Raw genomic sequence first — 16,749 nt, 5'->3', positions numbered from 1 at the left:
CCGTCCCCGAAAAATTTAAGGGAGTTAGAGAGTGATGATTCATGAGCTGGTTTAATAAAATGTTCAGCCTGTTTTTAGGCGATGATGAAGATAATGAAAAACAAAAAAAGCACATAGAAGAGTTTGAGGCGGATTCATTTATAGAGAAAGAAGAAGAAATGCCGCAAATTTCCGACGCAAAAGTCGTATATGAATATCCAAAAGGGAAATTCCGCTTCCCGGTTATACCTGATCAAAACTCGCGGCCGCGGGAAAAGGATGACAGCCGCGAACAAAGGACCCGCCGCCCGGCAGGCCGGCACACAGCTTCTCAGCCGAAACCCGGAAATTCCTATCATCATGAAGAGAAAGCGGCGAAAAAACCCTTTAGGCCGTCCGTCATCCCGTCACCGGTTTACGGCTTTCATGAACAGAAAAGAGCCAAACCGGAAAATTATACATATCGTGCAAACAAACAAATGGAAGCGCGTGTCACGCTGTTTAACGAAGAAATTGAAAAAGAGCAGAAGGTTGCCGGAAATAAGCAGCCGGTACGAGAAGAACCTTCCTTGCAAACTGAAAAGAACGGCCGTCCGCTGACTAAAAGCGAGAGTCGCAATCCGACATGGCGAGCCGAATTTGAAGATGTCCCGCATATGTCGGAGGAAACGGATTTCCGCCGAGAGCAAATCACAGAAGGTGGCGAAGCCGCTGAAGAAAAAGTGCTGCGGCATGAATCCGAACGAACGGAAACCCCTGTCTCAACACGTACTCCGGAAGAAACGGTAATCCGTCAAGAGCGAATGACAGAAGACTCTGGGCTCGCCGAAGAGAAAGCGCTGCGGTATGAATCCGAACGAACGGAAACCCCTGTCTCAACACATACTCCGGAAGAAGCGGAAATCCGCCAAGAGCGAATGACAGAAGGCGGCGGGCTTGCCGAAGAGAAAGCGCTGCGGTATGAAGCTGAAGAAGAGACAGCCACCGCATCATGGAACATAACGGAAGAAGAAGCAATTCCCGCCGAGCAAACGCCGGAACAAATCGAAAAGCTTTTGGATCAGATCGAGGAAACCGGAGAAGAGAAGGAAACTGCAGAGGATGCAGAAACCATCGTAGAAGAACATGGGGAGACTAACGGCTCGGACGAAATGCTGCCTGACCCGGAAGCTTTTCCAGAAAAGCAGTACACTGGCCGCAGTTCTGAAGTATCCGACCAGAGCGATGGTCCTTCCGATAACAAAAACCGGACAGATTCCAACACGCCGGCTGACGCTCGTGAAGAAACAAGCGGAAGCAGCCAGGCTGGCTGGAGACATGAGCATGCATCATTTTCACCGGAACCGGAAGAGACAGCGTCAAGCGCGGGTGAACCCGAAAACAGCGAACAGGACCGGGAGAGTACAGGGACAGTTGAGGGGCGGCCCGAGGCTCCGCGGAAACGGGAAACAGGAGCTGCTCCGGGATCGAAGAAAGGCTCTGTTCCGTTTAATGTCATGATGCTTTCATCAGATAAACAAAAAGAAAAAGCGCCTCAAGGATATCAGTTCCCGAATATGTCTTTGCTTGATGTGCCTCCGGCGCAAAAGCCGGATGATCAGGCCTGGATACACGAGCAGCGCGAGCTGTTGGACGTCACGCTTGAGAACTTCAATGTCAAAGCAAATGTCGTTCATGTCACCCAGGGGCCTTCTGTGACAAGATTTGAGGTGCATCCTGAACCCGGAGTGAAAGTAAACAAAATTACAAATCTGTCAGATGATATTAAACTCAGCCTGTCAGCGAAAGATATTCGGATCGAAGCGCCGATTCCGGGAAAAAATACGATCGGAATTGAAGTGCCGAATCTGCATAGTAAAATGGTTTATTTGCGCGAAATGATCAGAAGTTCGGAATTCAGAACGAATCCGTCCCCTCTGACCGCAGCCCTCGGACTCGACATTTCCGGAAAGCCCGTCGTGGCAGATCTGAAAAAAATGCCCCACGGGTTGATTGCCGGGGCTACAGGATCAGGGAAAAGCGTATGCATCAACACGATCTTAGTCAGTCTGCTATTCAAATCGGCGCCGAGGGATGTCAAGCTTCTGCTTATCGATCCTAAGATGGTGGAGCTTGCTCCGTATAATAAAATTCCTCATCTCGTCAGTCCTGTCATCACAGATGCCAAAGCGGCAACTGCTGCATTAAAATGGGTTGTCGAAGAAATGGAGCGGCGCTATGAATTATTTGCCCATTCCGGTGTTCGGGAAATTGAACGATTTAATGAAAAAGTCCGGGAACAGAACATGGGTGAAAAACTTCCTTATCTTGTTGTCGTGATTGATGAACTTGCCGACTTAATGATGGTCGCTCCGAATGAAGTGGAAGAAAGCATCTGCCGAATCGCACAAAAAGCAAGAGCGTGCGGCATCCATCTTCTGATCGCGACGCAGCGGCCTTCAGTTGATGTCATTACCGGCTTGATTAAAGCCAATATACCAACAAGAATAGCGTTTTCTGTATCAAGCGCCGTCGATTCAAGAACGATTATCGATATGGCGGGAGCTGAAAAGCTGCTTGGAAAAGGGGATATGCTGTTCCTGGAGAACGGTTCAGGCAAACCGGTCCGCCTGCAGGGCAACTTTGTTTCCGACCGGGAGATTGACCGTGTCGTTTCACATGTCAGACGGCAGCAGGAGCCGAACTATTTATTTGAACAAGAACAATTGGTCAGACAAAATCCGGCCGGATTTGATCAGGATGAACTGTTTCTGGAAGCGTGCGAATTTGCCGTGGAACAAAACAGCGCCAGCACTTCAAGCCTGCAGCGGCGCTTTCGCATCGGCTATAACAGAGCTGCCAGATTAATCGATATGATGGAAAGGGAAGGCATGATTTCTGAGGCGAAAGGAAGTAAGCCGAGAGAAGTCCTGATTACAAAGGCCGAGCTTGAACAGTTAATAGAAAGTAGTTCACTTTTCGGCTAAACATGGTATGATAGCAGATGGGCGTGTTTTTTTTAGAGCGCCGCATATTAAAGCGCCGGCAGCGGCGTTTTAATCCGTTTTTAAGAGCACTTCCGTGAAAGGGTTCAAAAAAATCCTTTACGCAGGAGGTTTATTCACTCTTGAAAATGTCTGATACTGAATATAATGATGACTTTGAAGAAAACGATGCGGCCGAGCTTAGGTTGCAAATTGAAATAAGCGTCATATACTGGGAAGCAGATAGACGTTTGTTGGAGGTACAATTATGACTGTTTATCATTTTGTCGGAATAAAAGGGACAGGTATGAGTCCGCTTGCCCAAATTCTCCATGATAATGGATATAATGTCCAAGGATCGGATATCGAAAAGTACATTTTTACACAAACCGCTTTAGAGGAGAGAAATATCCCGATATATCCGTTTGATCCGGAAAATATCAAGCCGGGAATGACTGTTATTGCCGGAAATGCTTTTCCCGACACCCATCCTGAAATTGAAAAAGCGCGAGCCGAAGGCCTGCAAGTCGTGCGGTATCATAAATTCCTCGGTGACTATCTGAAGAAATTTACGAGTATTGCCGTGACAGGGGCACATGGCAAAACGTCAACGACGGGTCTTTTATCCCATGTCATCCAGAAAGCAAAACCGACATCTTATCTGATTGGAGACGGGACTGGAAAAGGCTGCGAAAACAGCGAGTACTTTGTGCTTGAAGCCTGCGAATACAGAAGGCATTTTCTGAGCTATCAGCCTGATTATGCGATCATGACAAATATTGATTTTGATCATCCCGATTATTTCGCGAATATCGATGATGTATTTGACGCATTTCAAACGATGGCATTACAGGTGAACAAGGGAATTATCGCATGCGGCGACGACGAATATTTGATGAAAATCCATGCGAACGTTCCAGTCGTATACTACGGCTTTGCCGAGGAAAACGATTTTCAGGCGAGAAATGTCATCAAAAATACCGAGGGCACAACGTTCGATGTTTTCGTCAGGAACACATTCTACGATACCTTCTATATACCGGCATACGGCAGCCATAACGTTCTGAACGCTTTGGCCGTTATTGCACTCTGCCATTATGAACAGGTCGATGTCGATATCATTAAAGAAGGATTGCAAACCTTTGGCGGCGTTAAACGCAGATTTAACGAAAAACATGCCGGCAGCCAAGTGTTGATTGACGATTATGCCCATCATCCGACTGAAATCACGGTGACGATTGAAGCAGCCAGACAGAAGTATCCGGAACGGGACGTTGTCGCAGTATTTCAACCGCATACATTTACGCGTACGCAGTCGTTCCTGAATGAGTTTGCCGAAAGCCTCAAGAAAGCCGATTACGTATATCTTTGCGATATATTTGGATCTGCCCGGGAAAATGCAGGAAAGCTGACGATCGGCGATTTGCAGGAGAAAATCCCGCAGGCGAAGCTGATCGATGAAAATGACACATCGATTTTAAAGGAGCATGAAAATGCAGTGTTAATTTTCATGGGCGCAGGTGACATTCAAAAGTATTTAAAAGCATATGAAAATGTATTAGCATAATGAGAAAAAGGCAGTGTGAGTCAATCCGCTGCTTTTTTGTACATATGGAGCCGGGAGTTTCTGTTAAAGGAATTCTCTCGTGCGTGTAGAAAAAGTAAATATAAAGGTTTACGATTTAAACAATTGGGTATACATCAATTGTAAGACCTTAGCTCGAGGAGGATAAGATGATTATTATTCTATATTTAAGCGCCGCACTCATCGCTGTCAGCTTTCTTATTCTGGTTATCTATTTATCAAAAACATTAAAATCGCTTCAAGTCACACTCAATCATGTTGCCGCAACGCTGGAAGGTGTTGAAGGACAAATGAAAGGCATCACAGCTGAAACAACGGAGCTCCTGAATAAGACGAATCGGCTCGCTGATGATATTCAGGAAAAATCTTTGAAGCTGAATACGGTCGTGGATGCCGTTCAGGAAGTCGGCACATCGGTCAGGCAGTTTAACAGCTCCATTCAGCAGGTTTCAGAGTCCGTCACATCAGCCGCAGAGCAAAACCGTGAAAAAATTTCTCAAGTTGTCAGCTGGAGCAATGCAGCTTTGGAAATTTGGAATAGATGGAAACAAAAGAAGATGAAGGAGGAATAATTTATGAGTAAAGATGGAATGAATACTAAGGATTTTTTAATCGGCACGTTTGTAGGCGGAATCATCGGGGCAGCCGCAGCTTTATTTTTAGCACCGAAGTCAGGGAAAGAGCTTCGCGATGACCTCGGAAATCAGGCTGTCGTTTTAAAAGATAAGACCGGAAAGCTCACAAGCGAAGCGAGGGAGAGAGGTTCTGAGTACGTCAGCATCGCCAAAGAGAAGACATCTTCGATTTCACAGCTTGTTGCCGACCAGTCTTCACAGATCATGGATAAAGTCAAAGACTTGCGAAACAAAGGTGCTGAAAAAGCTGATGAACTAAAGGAAGAAGCATCGACTAAAATCGAAGAACAGGCTGAAGAAGCCAAAAATGAAATAGAAGATGAAGCAAGGGAAACAGCGGATACCGTCCAGAAATAATGGAGGAAAGGGAGATCACCGTGTCGAAACAGCTCATTCAAACAGAGGATGAATTTAAAAAGCTTGCAGAAAACAACGATACATTTATCTTTTTGAAACATAGTGTGACATGCCCGATCAGCAGGCGCGCGTTTGAAGAATTTGAATCATTCGCCAATCAGCATGAAGACATACCGGCTTATTATTTAAAAGTGCAGGAAAGCCGACCGCTGTCAAACTATATCGCTGAGCAGTACGGAATTAAACACGAAAGTCCTCAAGCCTTCATTTTTACAAACGGGAACGTGAAATGGCACGACTCCCATTCGCAAATTAAAGCTCAAGCACTTGCGGAAAACAGCAGATAATCCGCAGGTAAAAACGGCCAAGACGTATAGCGTTTTGGCCGTTTTCTATGTTGTTATGATGCTTTTGCCTCATGGAAATGCCTTTTTAGGAAAATGTATCGTTTGATCCATGGTTGTACGTTATAATTAATAAAACAGGAGGTGATGAGTTGAACACTGAATTAAAGGACATGCTTCAATCCGTTCTAAAAGAAGAATTGAGTCCGATCAATCAGCGTCTTGATGGAATCGACAAGCGCTTAGACAAAATCGACGCACGCTTCGTTGAGGTCGACAAGCGCTTCGATGAAGTGGATGCACGCTTCGCTGAGATCGACAAGCGCTTCAAAGAAATAGACGGGCGCTTAAACAAAGTAGAAAACCGCTTAAACGCAATGGACAAGCGGCTGAATCGGCTTGAAACAGATATAGATGAACTGAAAAGAGGGCAGGAGAGGCTCCCGAAAACGATCATCGAGAACATCGGACAATTTACGGAGAACATTGTCGAACATGCCGATGATAAGGCGGCTGCCTTGAATGACAGGGTTTTTAGCGTCGAAACCGCAATACAGAGAATATACAGGTTATCAAGTTAAAGAATCAAACAAGATTCTTTTTTTTTATTCTTCCGACAAACACCCGCACAGCAAGGGATAAACCGCATATAATGCTTTATCGCTTAAAAGCGTTTTGGTAATAAAGAATTTTTCCGTGACATTTTAAGAAACATTGTTTATAATAAACCCTAATCAATTGAATCATTCTTATTCTCATAGAGGGTGAAGTTAAAAAGAAAGGATGGATAACATGAGCAACACTGAACTTGATTTGCTGAGGCAGCAGGCGAATGAATTAAACTTGCAAATATTAAAGCTGATTAATGAGCGAGGAAGAATCGTTCAGGAGATTGGAAAAGCGAAGGAAGCGCAAGGCATCAACCGCTACGATCCAGTCAGAGAAAGAGCGATGCTGAACGAAATTATTGAAAATAATGACGGACCGTTTGAAAACTCGACGATCCAGCATATTTTCAAAGAGATTTTCAAAGCTGGACTTGAGCTTCAGGAAGACGATCACAGCAAAGCACTGCTCGTTTCCCGCAAGAAAAAGCCTGAAAATACGATCGTTGATTTGAAAGGCGAAAAGATCGGCGACGGAGAACAAAGATTTATCGTCGGTCCGTGTGCAGTTGAAAGCTATGAGCAAGTAGCCGAAGTTGCAGCCGCAGCTAAAAAGCAAAACTTGAAACTGCTTCGCGGCGGAGCCTTCAAACCCCGTACAAGCCCGTACGACTTCCAAGGCCTCGGTGTTGAAGGCCTGCAAATCTTAAAGCGTGTTGCTGATGAGTATGATCTTGCCGTCATCAGTGAGATCGTGAATCCGCAGCATATTGAAGAAGCCATTGATTACATTGATGTTATCCAAATCGGCGCCCGCAACATGCAAAACTTCGAGCTCTTAAAAGCCGCCGGTTCAGTGAAGAAGCCGGTTCTGCTGAAGCGCGGACTTGCCGCAACGCTGAAGGAATTCATCAATGCAGCGGAGTACATCATGTCACAGGGCAATGATCAAATCATCCTTTGCGAACGCGGAATCAGAACGTATGAGACAGCGACTAGAAATACGCTTGATATTTCAGCTGTGCCGATCCTGAAGCAGGAAACTCACCTTCCTGTATTCGTGGATGTCACTCATTCTACCGGACGCCGCGACTTGCTGCTTCCGACAGCAAAAGCAGCGCTTGCGATCGGAGCTGACGGCGTCATGGCCGAAGTTCACCCTGATCCTTCTGTTGCGCTTTCCGACTCTGCTCAGCAAATGGATATCCCGACATTTGAAAAATGGTTAAATGAACTGAAGCCGCTCGTTCAAGTAAAAGCATAAGATTCGTTTATGGACCGCTTTCGAGCGGTCCTTTTTTTAGTTGTCATCAAAAATTGTCGAAAAAATGTCTTATTTTTAATTAAAAAGCTGTTTATTCTTATTTAAATTAATTATAAAAATAAAGGGAACGTTTTCATATTAGGTAAAACCGTGTATAATTTCAGAGAGCCCCTTTTGTTTTGGCAGGTTATGAAAAATAATGTAAACTTGAGTTCTGTTTATTTTACATAAAGTTTTACATTTTGACATTTCTCTACATGAAAATGTTTATGCTATAGGAAAAGAAAAGTGTACCCAGTTGAAGGAGTGGTAAAAATGAGTAATGTGACAATATATGATGTAGCACGCGAAGCAAATGTAAGTATGGCAACCGTTTCCAGGGTTGTGAACGGAAATCCGAACGTCAAGCCGACGACGAGAAAGAAGGTGCTTGAAGCCATCGAGCGTCTTGGCTATCGTCCAAATGCCGTGGCAAGGGGCCTTGCAAGCAAAAAGACGACGACTGTCGGCGTGATCATTCCCGATATTTCCAGCATCTTTTATTCAGAGCTGGCGAGGGGAATCGAAGATATCGCAACGATGTACAAGTACAATATTATTTTGAGCAACTCCGACCAGAATATGGACAAAGAACTTCATCTTTTGAATACGATGCTGGGAAAACAAGTTGACGGTATCGTCTTTATGAGTGGAAATGTCACTGAAGAGCATGTGGAGGAGTTTAAGCGGTCACCAGTTCCGATCGTGCTTGCGGCATCTGTTGAAGAAAAAGGGGAAACGCCGTCGGTTGCGATCGATTATGAACAGGCGATTTATGATGCGGCTACCATGCTGATTGAAAAAGGCCATAAGCGCCTTGCGTTTGTATCAGGACCTATGACTGAGCCGGTCAATCAAGCGAAAAAACTTCAAGGCTTTAAAAGAGCGCTTGAGGATAAGGGGCTGACATTTAAAGAAGAGTATGTCGCAGAAGGCGATTATACGTACGATTCAGGAATGGAAGCGCTGGAGGCGCTAATGAAGCTGGATGAAAAACCGACGGCCGTCCTGTCAGCGACAGACGAAATGGCACTCGGCGTTATTCACGCAGCACAGGATAAAGGACTGGCTATTCCGGATGACCTTGAAGTGATCGGCTTTGACAATACAAGGCTTTCATTAATGGTTCGGCCGCAGCTGTCGACTGTCGTCCAGCCGACGTATGATATCGGTGCCGTAGCGATGAGACTTCTGACAAAGCTGATGAACAAAGAGGAAGTCGAAGAGCATATTGTCCAGCTGCCGCATCGCATTGAACTCAGACAATCAACAAAATGATCATGATTAAATAAACGAGAAAGAAAGCAAGTGTTCACAGCTTTTTTCGTGAATTGCTTGCTTTCTTTTCCATGAGCTGGAGAGATTATGAAAAAATGAAACGATTTGATTATCTGACACCGGTCGGTTTGATTTTGGGTATTTTCATTTTAGTAATCGGCGTTGTCTCTGGAGCGGGGCTTTCCGGTTTTTATTCATTTATCGATTTGACGTCTTTCTTTATCGTGACGGGCGGATTGTGTGCAGCTGTTTTCATCAGCTTTTCCCCGAAAGATTTAAAAAGAGCGCCGGCTGTGCTGAAGCAGGTCTTTATTTCGGAAGAAGACGATGTACGCGACTTGGTCAAAACCTTTGTCAGCCTGTCTGAACAGGCGCGCAAACAAGGAATTTTATCATTGGACGCCAATATCAATGAAATGAAAGACCCGTTTTTGAAAAAAGGTCTGCTTCTTGCCATCGACGGATGGGACGAGGAGACGATCCGCAATGTGATGAACTCGGAAATCGCCGCGATGGAAGAAAGGCACAGAAAGGGAAGAAGAATCTTTGAAAAAGCGGGGGAATTTGCCCCTGCATGGGGAATGATCGGAACCCTTGTCGGACTCGTCATGATGCTCAAAAACCTGAACAAGCCGGAAACGCTCGGTCCGAATATGGCGATCGCCCTTTTGACGACGCTTTACGGATCCCTTTTAGCCAACATGCTGTTTATACCGATCGCCGCAAAGCTTGAAGAAAAGACGGAGAATGAAATCTTTAAGAAGCAGGTCATGATCGAAGGCATCATCGGCATCCAGTCGGGAAGAAATCCGCGAAATCTGGAAAGCCAGCTTGTCGTTTTCAGTTCAAAAGAAGAATGGGCAAAAAAGCGGGCGGATCATATAAAACAAAAGGACAGGGCTCATGAAGCTTAGACATGAACGAAGAAAGCGCGAGCAGGGTCGCAAATCGTCAAACTGGATCATCACGTTTTCGGATTTGATTACGCTCATCCTCGTGTTCTTTATTTTACTGTTTTCGATGTCGCAAATCGATTTAAACAAATTTAAAGCAGCAGTCGGTTCATTTCAAGACAGGGCCGACGGCAAATCCGCCGCAGAGCTGAAAAAAGAAAACGCGGACGATCAGAAGGCTGAAAAAACGGCTAAAAGCCAAGAAGATTTATTAAAGAAAATCAACGACTATATTGAAAAAAATGAACTGTCAAGTTTGATAGCGGCCAAGCGTGATGAACGGGGCATCATCCTCGTCCTTCAGGAAGCGGTTTTGTTTGATTCGGGAAAAGCGGATCTGAAAGACCAGGCTCACCCGCTTTTGCATAAAATCGCCGTCCTTCTCAAATCAGTGTCCAACCCGATCCGTGTGGAGGGGCATACGGACAGCCGCCCGATTTCGACTTACCGTTTTCCATCCAATTGGGAGCTTTCTGCGGCAAGGGCGAGCACTGTGATCGGCTACTTTACGTCGAAAGAAAAGCTCGACTCTTCACGTTTTCTTGCCATCGGTTATGCCGATACAAAACCGGTCAAGGACAACCGCACAGAGAGCCATATGAAGGAAAACAGGCGCGTTGAAATTGTCATCGCAAAAAAATAAATGAGAAGAAAGCAAGGTCTTGCATAAAAGCAAGGCCTTTTCTGTACGCCGGGATTTTTCGCATTAAGTGGCGCGCTTGGCAGAGCGAATCGGATAAAGAGCTTTGGCAACGGTTTGGGCGTTTTTTTCCGTTATTTCGGATTTTCTTGGAATCGAAGGATACAAATCTGCCGGGTCGGACCAGTTGGCAGGAAGTCGGACAGATGCCTGCTTCCCCCACTTTTTCAGCCATTTTTCAGGCATCTTATCCTCAGGTTTCATTCCTTTCATTTCAAGCCAGATTCTTGCCCATGCCCTCGGTACGACGCGCCAAATGTCGTACCCGCCTCCGCCGACAGCGATCCATCTTCCGTTGCAATAGGTGTGTGCAAGTTCGTGAGCGAGCTTTGGAATCTCTTCGTAAATCTTCATCGTCGTGCACAAGTGTGTCAGCGGATCGTAGTAATGCGCGTCAGCTCCGTTTTGCGACAAAATAACGTCCGGTTTGAAAAACTCGGCTATTTCAGAAACAGCCGTCCGGTAGGATTCAAGAAAAGACTCATCTTCTGTGAAGGCATCGAGCGGGATATTAAAAGCGTAGCCGTAGCCTTCGCCATGACCTCTTTCCTGTACTTGCCCCGTTCCCGGGAAAAGGTAGCGGCCGGTTTCATGAATCGAGACGGTACACACGGAAGGATCATCATAGAACGTAAACTGCACCCCGTCGCCGTGATGGGCGTCCGTATCAATATATAAAACCTTCGCATGATATTTTTTCTGCAAATATCGTATCACAACTGAACTGTCGTTATAGACGCAAAATCCTGAAGCTCTTCCTCTGAATCCGTGGTGAAGCCCGCCTCCGAGATTGAGGGCGTGTCTTGCTTTGCCCGTCATGACATAGTCTGCAGCTGTCAGTGTTCCGCCCACCAAAAGGGAGGCGGCTTCGTGCATCCCGGCAAAGACAGGGGTATCTTCTGTTCCAAGCCCGTAGTTTTCGCTTTCGGCTGCCGGGAGTTTTCCCGCCCCTGCAAGCTGGACGGCCTTGATATAATCGCCTGTGTGAACAAGGGCGAGCTCGGCTTCTGTCGCTATGCGCGGAGCAATCGTTTCTCCCGGTTCAAATGCGCCGACCGTATTCAAAAGATCGTATGTTACATAGACTCGCAGCTGATTAAACGGGTGATCTTGATGAAATTGATAGGTTTGGTAAGAGGGAGAAAAAATAAATACGCTGTCCTTCATGGCAAATCCCTTTGAACAGCCGGCCAAAGAACCTGATACCCTTTGGACTTCACGTCTTTGATGATAGAGGCGGGATTCATTGTTTGAACGCGAAACACGAGTATTTTCGAATCATCTTCATCACCGGGATATACGAGCACGCTCAATATGGCGATTTGGCGCCTGCTGAAAATGGCGCTGATATCAGCGAGGCTACGGGCGATATGATCGGTTTTGATTTCGATTTGGGAGCCTGGAAAATGGGCTCCTGTCAGCTGGACGAACGTATGCAGCAAATCGGATTTTGTCACAATGCCGACAAGCTTCCCGTTTTTTACGATCGGGAGGCAGCCGATTTCGTGTTCGAAAAAAATAGCTGATATTTCTTCGGCAAAATCAAGCGGGTGACCGGTGATCACTTCTTTTGACATAATCAGTTCCACCGGCTTTTTTAAATCTTCGTCAGATCTGTTTTGGGCAAAAATACTCGGACTTGCTGTTTTGACGTCCCTGTCCGTGACGATGCCTATGACCGTTCCCCGTTCATTGATGACGGGAAGGTGTTTAATATGAAATGTTCGCATGCGTTTGATCGCTTCTTCAATCGTATCCGTTCTGGAAAGTGTCACAACATCCCGTTTCATGATTTTTTCAACAATCATATTCAGGTCCCCTTTGCTCCCTTAATACATAAAACGATTGTGGAATCTGAGTCTGTCAAAACGCTCGATCGACTCCTGACTGACCTCTTTTCCGATGCGGGCCATTAAACAGTTGGCGGGATGGGAGCTGATTTCCGGATCGTCTGTCGCAAACCAGACAAGCCCTCCGGCATTCATCATTTTCTCCATCATCTTTCTGTATTCCCAAACATCTTTATTAGTCCCCTTTAGATCCCAATGCCAGTAATATTCAGTCGTGATGATGATATATTTTTCCATCTGTGGATCCATCATGCTGACCGCAAGCAGCGTCTTCCCGACAGAGTGACCCCTGAACGCCGGAATGACTTCGATGGCTCCAAGCTCAATTAAATTTTCCATGTTTCCTTCAGACCATCTTTCAAGCGGGTCTGGATAAACATATGTCACATAGCCGACAATGGTTTGCCGGAAACGGGCGATGATGATCCGTCCTTCGGGAAGCCCTGCGATTTCGATTAATGCTTCATGTTGTTTTTGAGATGGGCGAAAGGCTGTAAGCTCGTTGTGAAATTCATATTGTGCGAGTTTTTCGGGACTGATAGGGCCCTCTATCAGCACGGAGCCTTTCTCGGTCTGCAATTCTTTGGCATGATAAGTTTTGTGATGGTCCACGTATCCACCGCCTTACATCTTAGTTGAAGTCTTTTATACATAACATACCAAAATATTAATCGTTTTCATAGGATGGAAGAGTATTTTTTAAAAATTGAGAAAATAAAAAATCTATACTATAATATATTTTGATGAGCGAACAAAGGGGGATGGGCATGGAATTGAAAGCGTTGCCAGCAGAAAAGGGAAACTACAACTTGAAAGACTATGATGAAGCATACCGGACATTTGACTGGAAGGATGCCGAAAAACATTTTTCATGGCACAAAACGGGAAAAATCAATGCAGCTTATGAAGCGATCGACCGCCACGCTGAGTCAAATTTGAAAAATAAAGTGGCATTTTACTACAAAGATCCGGTCCGCGAAGAAAAGTACACCTTCAGAGAGATGAAAAATGAAACGAATAAAGCCGGGAATGTCTTAAAGCAGCATGCCAATGTGGGAAAGGGAGACCGTGTGTTTGTTTTTATGCCGAGATCACCCGAGCTTTATTTTATTCTTCTCGGCGCTGTCAAATTGGGAGCGATCGTCGGGCCGTTGTTTGAAGCATTTATGGAAGGCGCTGTCAAAGACAGGCTTTTAAACAGCGGAGCGAAGGTTATCGTGACGACGCCGGAATTGCTTGAACGGGTGCCGGCCGGCGAACTTCCGGATCTTGAATCAATCATTGTCGTTGGAGAAGGCGTAAAGGAAGAAGGGTCTGTCATCGATTATTACGCGAAAGCGGCTGAAGCAGATACTGATCTTGAGATTGAATGGATGGATCAGGAAGACGGGATGCTGCTTCACTATACATCGGGTTCGACCGGCGCGCCAAAAGGGGTTCTCCACGTCCACAAAGCAATGATTCAGCATTATCAAACAGCCAAATGGGTTCTTGATCTGCACGACGATGACATTTATTGGTGCACGGCTGATCCAGGCTGGGTTACCGGAACGGTCTACGGGATCTTCGGTCCGTGGCTGAATGGAGCAACGAATGTTGTCGTAGGCGGCAGATTCAGTCCCGAAGCATGGTACGAAACGATTGAAAAAATGGAAGTGACGGTATGGTACAGCGCGCCAACGGCTTTTCGGATGCTGATGGGTGCTGGCGACGATCTCGTGAACAAATATAATCTGAGCTCATTACGGCATATTTTAAGCGTAGGGGAGCCGTTAAATCCTGAAGTCATCAGATGGGGGCATAAAGTCTTCAGCAACCGGATTCATGATACATGGTGGATGACCGAAACAGGAGCGCAGCTCATCTGCAATTACCCGTGCATGGAAATTAAACCGGGATCGATGGGCAAGCCGATTCCAGGCGTAGAGGCTGCAATCGTCGATCACCAGGGAAATGAACTGCCTCCTTACAGAATGGGGAATCTCGCCATTAAAAAAGGCTGGCCGTCGATGATGCATTCGATCTGGAACAATCCTGAAAAATACAGCTCCTATTTTATGCCGGGGGATTGGTATGTGTCAGGAGATTCCGCCTACATGGATGAAGACGGATACTTCTGGTTCCAGGGAAGGATCGACGATGTCATCATGACATCGGGCGAGCGCGTCGGCCCGTTTGAAGTCGAAAGCAAGCTTGTTGAGCATCAAGCTGTCGCTGAAGCAGGCGTCATCGGCAAACCGGATCCCGTCCGCGGTGAAATTATTAAAGCGTTCATCGCCTTGAGGGACGGTTATGAACCGTCAGATTCGTTAAAAGAAGAAATCAGGCAGTTCGTGAAACAAGGCTTGGCCGCACACGCCGCGCCAAGGGAAATCGAATTCAAGGATAAACTGCCGAAAACAAGAAGCGGAAAGATCATGAGACGCGTCCTGAAAGCTTGGGAGCTGAACCTTCCGGCAGGCGATCTCTCATCGATGGAAGACTGATGTCTCATTGACAATGCAAAAATATTATGTTAAAAAAGATTTAGTCGAATATTCAAAAGGTGAAGACTGAGATTAGTAAAACGCATCCTTCCCTGTCTTAGAGAGCTGATGGCCGGTGAAAATCAGCACATATGGATGGTTTGAATTACACTCACGAACCGCTTTTGCGAAAAAAGCCTCCCGGGCTTTGTGTAGCAGAAGAACGGAAGCTTTTCCGTTATCATTGAGAGTGAAAAGAGCGCGGCCATGCGTTCTTTTAAGCAGGGTGGTACCGCGATTTTTATCGTCCCTTCGTTTTTGCGAAGGGGCGTTTTATTTTTGGAAAAAAGGAGCTAAATGATGATGACACACTTACTTGATGATTTGTCCTTCAGGGGACTGATTCAGCAGCAAACCGATGAAGCAGGCTTGAGAGAACTGCTGGATAAAGAAAAAATCAGCTTATACTCCGGATTTGATCCGACAGCTGACAGTCTGCATATCGGACACCTATTGCCGATATTAATGCTTCGCCGCTTTCAGCTGGCCGGACATCGTCCGATTGCGCTCGTAGGCGGAGCGACGGGCCTGATCGGCGATCCGAGCGGAAAGAAAGCGGAGCGCACGCTGAACAATGAAGAAATCGTCCGCGAATGGTCGCAGAAAATCAAAAACCAGCTTTCGCGTTTCCTGGATTTTGAAGCTGAAAAAAATCCGGCGATTATGGCGAACAACTATGACTGGATCGGCAAAATGAACGTCATTGATTTCCTGCGCGATGTCGGCAAAAACTTTGGAATCAATTACATGCTTGCCAAAGATACGGTAAGCTCCAGAATCGAGACGGGCATATCTTATACTGAATTCAGCTACATGATCCTACAGTCTCTCGATTTCTTGAATTTGTACAGAAACCAGGAATGCAAGCTGCAGATCGGCGGAAGCGACCAGTGGGGCAATATCACGTCAGGCCTCGAGCTTATCCGCAAATCTGAAGAGAATGCAAAAGCTTTCGGATTGACGATTCCGCTTGTGACAAAAGCAGACGGCACGAAGTTCGGAAAAACGGAAGGCGGCGCGATCTGGCTTGATAAAGAGAAGACGTCGGCATATGAGTTTTATCAGTTCTGGATCAATACCGACGACAGGGATGTCGTGAAATACTTGAAATACTTCACTTTCTTGTCCAAAGAAGAAATTGAAGATCTCGCTGAAAAAGCAGAGACGGCGCCTGAAAAACGCGAAGCGCAAAAGCGCCTCGCCGAAGAAGTGACCGTTCTTGTACACGGCCGTGAAGCGTTTGAGCAGGCTGTCAACATCTCAAAAGCACTCTTCAGCGGAGATATTAAACAGCTGACTGCTGAAGAAGTGAAGGTCGGCTTTAAAGGGGTTCCTTCCATGGAACTTGAGAAAGCGGATGAACTGCCTCTTGTTGAGGTGCTCGTCCAATCCAAGCTGTCTCCGTCTAAACGCCAGGCGCGCGAAGATATCACAAACGGCGCGGTATACGTTAACGGCGAGCGCCGCACCGATGTTGCGGACGTCCTCACCGGCGACGACCGCATCGAAGGACAGTTTACCGTCATTCGCCGCGGTAAAAAGAAATACTTCCTGCTGACTTATAAATAATCAAAAAGCTCTTGCCAAACGGCAAGGGTTTTTTTGTGTCCGTATGTTTCATGTATGTTCATTCAGGAAATGTCAAAAATATAGATGTAATAGGTAGAGCATT

The 16,749-nt window shown here is 46.1% G+C and carries 15 protein-coding genes and 1 other annotated feature; of the genes, 12 read left to right on the top strand and 3 right to left on the bottom strand.

Features of this window, described 5'->3' with window-relative positions; all coding sequences use genetic code 11:
- Positions 1-41 precede the first annotated feature (41 nt).
- The 10 genes from MHH76_RS15820 to motS all read left to right on the top strand — a co-directional run bounded on the left by MHH76_RS15820 (position 42) and on the right by motS (position 10,645).
- On the top strand, positions 42-2,945 hold the full coding sequence (locus MHH76_RS15820; RefSeq protein WP_043054435.1) for a DNA translocase FtsK: 2,904 nt from the start codon (positions 42-44) through the stop codon (positions 2,943-2,945).
- A gap of 265 nt (positions 2,946-3,210) precedes the next feature.
- Complete coding sequence (gene murC / locus MHH76_RS15815; protein WP_020452610.1) at positions 3,211-4,509, top strand: UDP-N-acetylmuramate--L-alanine ligase; 1,299 nt, start codon at positions 3,211-3,213, stop codon at positions 4,507-4,509.
- A gap of 167 nt (positions 4,510-4,676) precedes the next feature.
- A complete protein-coding gene (locus tag MHH76_RS15810) occupies positions 4,677-5,099 on the top strand; it encodes a DUF948 domain-containing protein (protein WP_020452609.1) in 423 nt (140 codons plus the stop codon).
- 3 nt (positions 5,100-5,102) lie between these two features.
- Positions 5,103-5,519, top strand: coding sequence for a YtxH domain-containing protein (locus MHH76_RS15805; RefSeq protein WP_020452608.1), 417 nt, complete (start codon positions 5,103-5,105; stop codon positions 5,517-5,519).
- Positions 5,520-5,539: 20 nt separating this feature from the next.
- The gene (gene ytxJ / locus MHH76_RS15800) at positions 5,540-5,866 is read left to right on the top strand and encodes a bacillithiol system redox-active protein YtxJ (RefSeq protein ID WP_025810992.1); all 327 of its coding nucleotides are present in this window, start codon (positions 5,540-5,542) and stop codon (positions 5,864-5,866) included.
- Positions 5,867-6,015: 149 nt separating this feature from the next.
- The gene (locus tag MHH76_RS15795; protein ID WP_025810993.1) at positions 6,016-6,444 is read left to right on the top strand and encodes a hypothetical protein; all 429 of its coding nucleotides are present in this window, start codon (positions 6,016-6,018) and stop codon (positions 6,442-6,444) included.
- 211 nt (positions 6,445-6,655) lie between these two features.
- Positions 6,656-7,732 carry a bifunctional 3-deoxy-7-phosphoheptulonate synthase/chorismate mutase gene (locus MHH76_RS15790; protein ID WP_043054434.1) on the top strand — a complete coding sequence of 359 codons (1,077 nt, stop codon included), beginning with the start codon at positions 6,656-6,658 and terminating at the stop codon, positions 7,730-7,732.
- 315 nt (positions 7,733-8,047) lie between these two features.
- Entirely contained in the window at positions 8,048-9,049 is a 1,002-nt protein-coding gene (gene ccpA / locus MHH76_RS15785) for a catabolite control protein A (RefSeq protein WP_020452605.1), read from the top strand.
- 95 nt (positions 9,050-9,144) lie between these two features.
- Complete coding sequence (gene motP / locus MHH76_RS15780) at positions 9,145-9,963, top strand: flagellar motor protein MotP (protein ID WP_020452604.1); 819 nt, start codon at positions 9,145-9,147, stop codon at positions 9,961-9,963.
- The gene (motS, locus tag MHH76_RS15775) at positions 9,953-10,645 is read left to right on the top strand and encodes a flagellar motor protein MotS (RefSeq protein ID WP_020452603.1); all 693 of its coding nucleotides are present in this window, start codon (positions 9,953-9,955) and stop codon (positions 10,643-10,645) included. The genes motP and motS overlap by 11 nt, the downstream gene beginning before the upstream one ends.
- A gap of 63 nt (positions 10,646-10,708) precedes the next feature.
- Here motS and MHH76_RS15770 read toward each other — a convergent pair whose 3' ends face one another.
- Genes MHH76_RS15770 through MHH76_RS15760 form a run of 3 tightly spaced genes read right to left on the bottom strand, consistent with a single transcriptional unit; the run spans position 10,709 to position 13,164 of the window.
- Positions 10,709-11,869, bottom strand: coding sequence for an acetoin utilization protein AcuC (locus tag MHH76_RS15770; RefSeq protein WP_043054433.1), 1,161 nt, complete (start codon positions 11,867-11,869; stop codon positions 10,709-10,711).
- Positions 11,866-12,510 carry an acetoin utilization AcuB family protein gene (locus tag MHH76_RS15765; RefSeq protein WP_020452601.1) on the bottom strand — a complete coding sequence of 215 codons (645 nt, stop codon included), beginning with the start codon at positions 12,508-12,510 and terminating at the stop codon, positions 11,866-11,868. The genes MHH76_RS15770 and MHH76_RS15765 overlap by 4 nt, the downstream gene beginning before the upstream one ends.
- A 21-nt stretch (positions 12,511-12,531) precedes the next feature.
- Positions 12,532-13,164, bottom strand: a complete 633-nt coding sequence (locus tag MHH76_RS15760; protein ID WP_020452600.1) for a GNAT family N-acetyltransferase — start codon at positions 13,162-13,164, stop codon at positions 12,532-12,534.
- Between the two features lie 155 nt (positions 13,165-13,319).
- On the opposite strand from MHH76_RS15760, the gene acsA reads away from it, so the two are divergent.
- Positions 13,320-15,038, top strand: a complete 1,719-nt coding sequence (acsA, locus tag MHH76_RS15755; RefSeq protein WP_020452599.1) for an acetate--CoA ligase — start codon at positions 13,320-13,322, stop codon at positions 15,036-15,038.
- 53 nt (positions 15,039-15,091) lie between these two features.
- Positions 15,092-15,332, top strand: a binding site (T-box leader).
- Between the two features lie 48 nt (positions 15,333-15,380).
- On the top strand, positions 15,381-16,646 hold the full coding sequence (tyrS, locus tag MHH76_RS15750) for a tyrosine--tRNA ligase (RefSeq protein ID WP_023855507.1): 1,266 nt from the start codon (positions 15,381-15,383) through the stop codon (positions 16,644-16,646).
- The last annotated feature ends 103 nt before the right edge of the window (positions 16,647-16,749 follow it).

Source organism: Bacillus sp. FSL L8-0193 (assembly GCF_037976065.1).
In the GTDB taxonomy this organism is placed as follows: domain Bacteria; phylum Bacillota; class Bacilli; order Bacillales; family Bacillaceae; genus Bacillus; species Bacillus paralicheniformis.
This window is presented reverse-complemented; position numbering and strand designations above follow the sequence as displayed.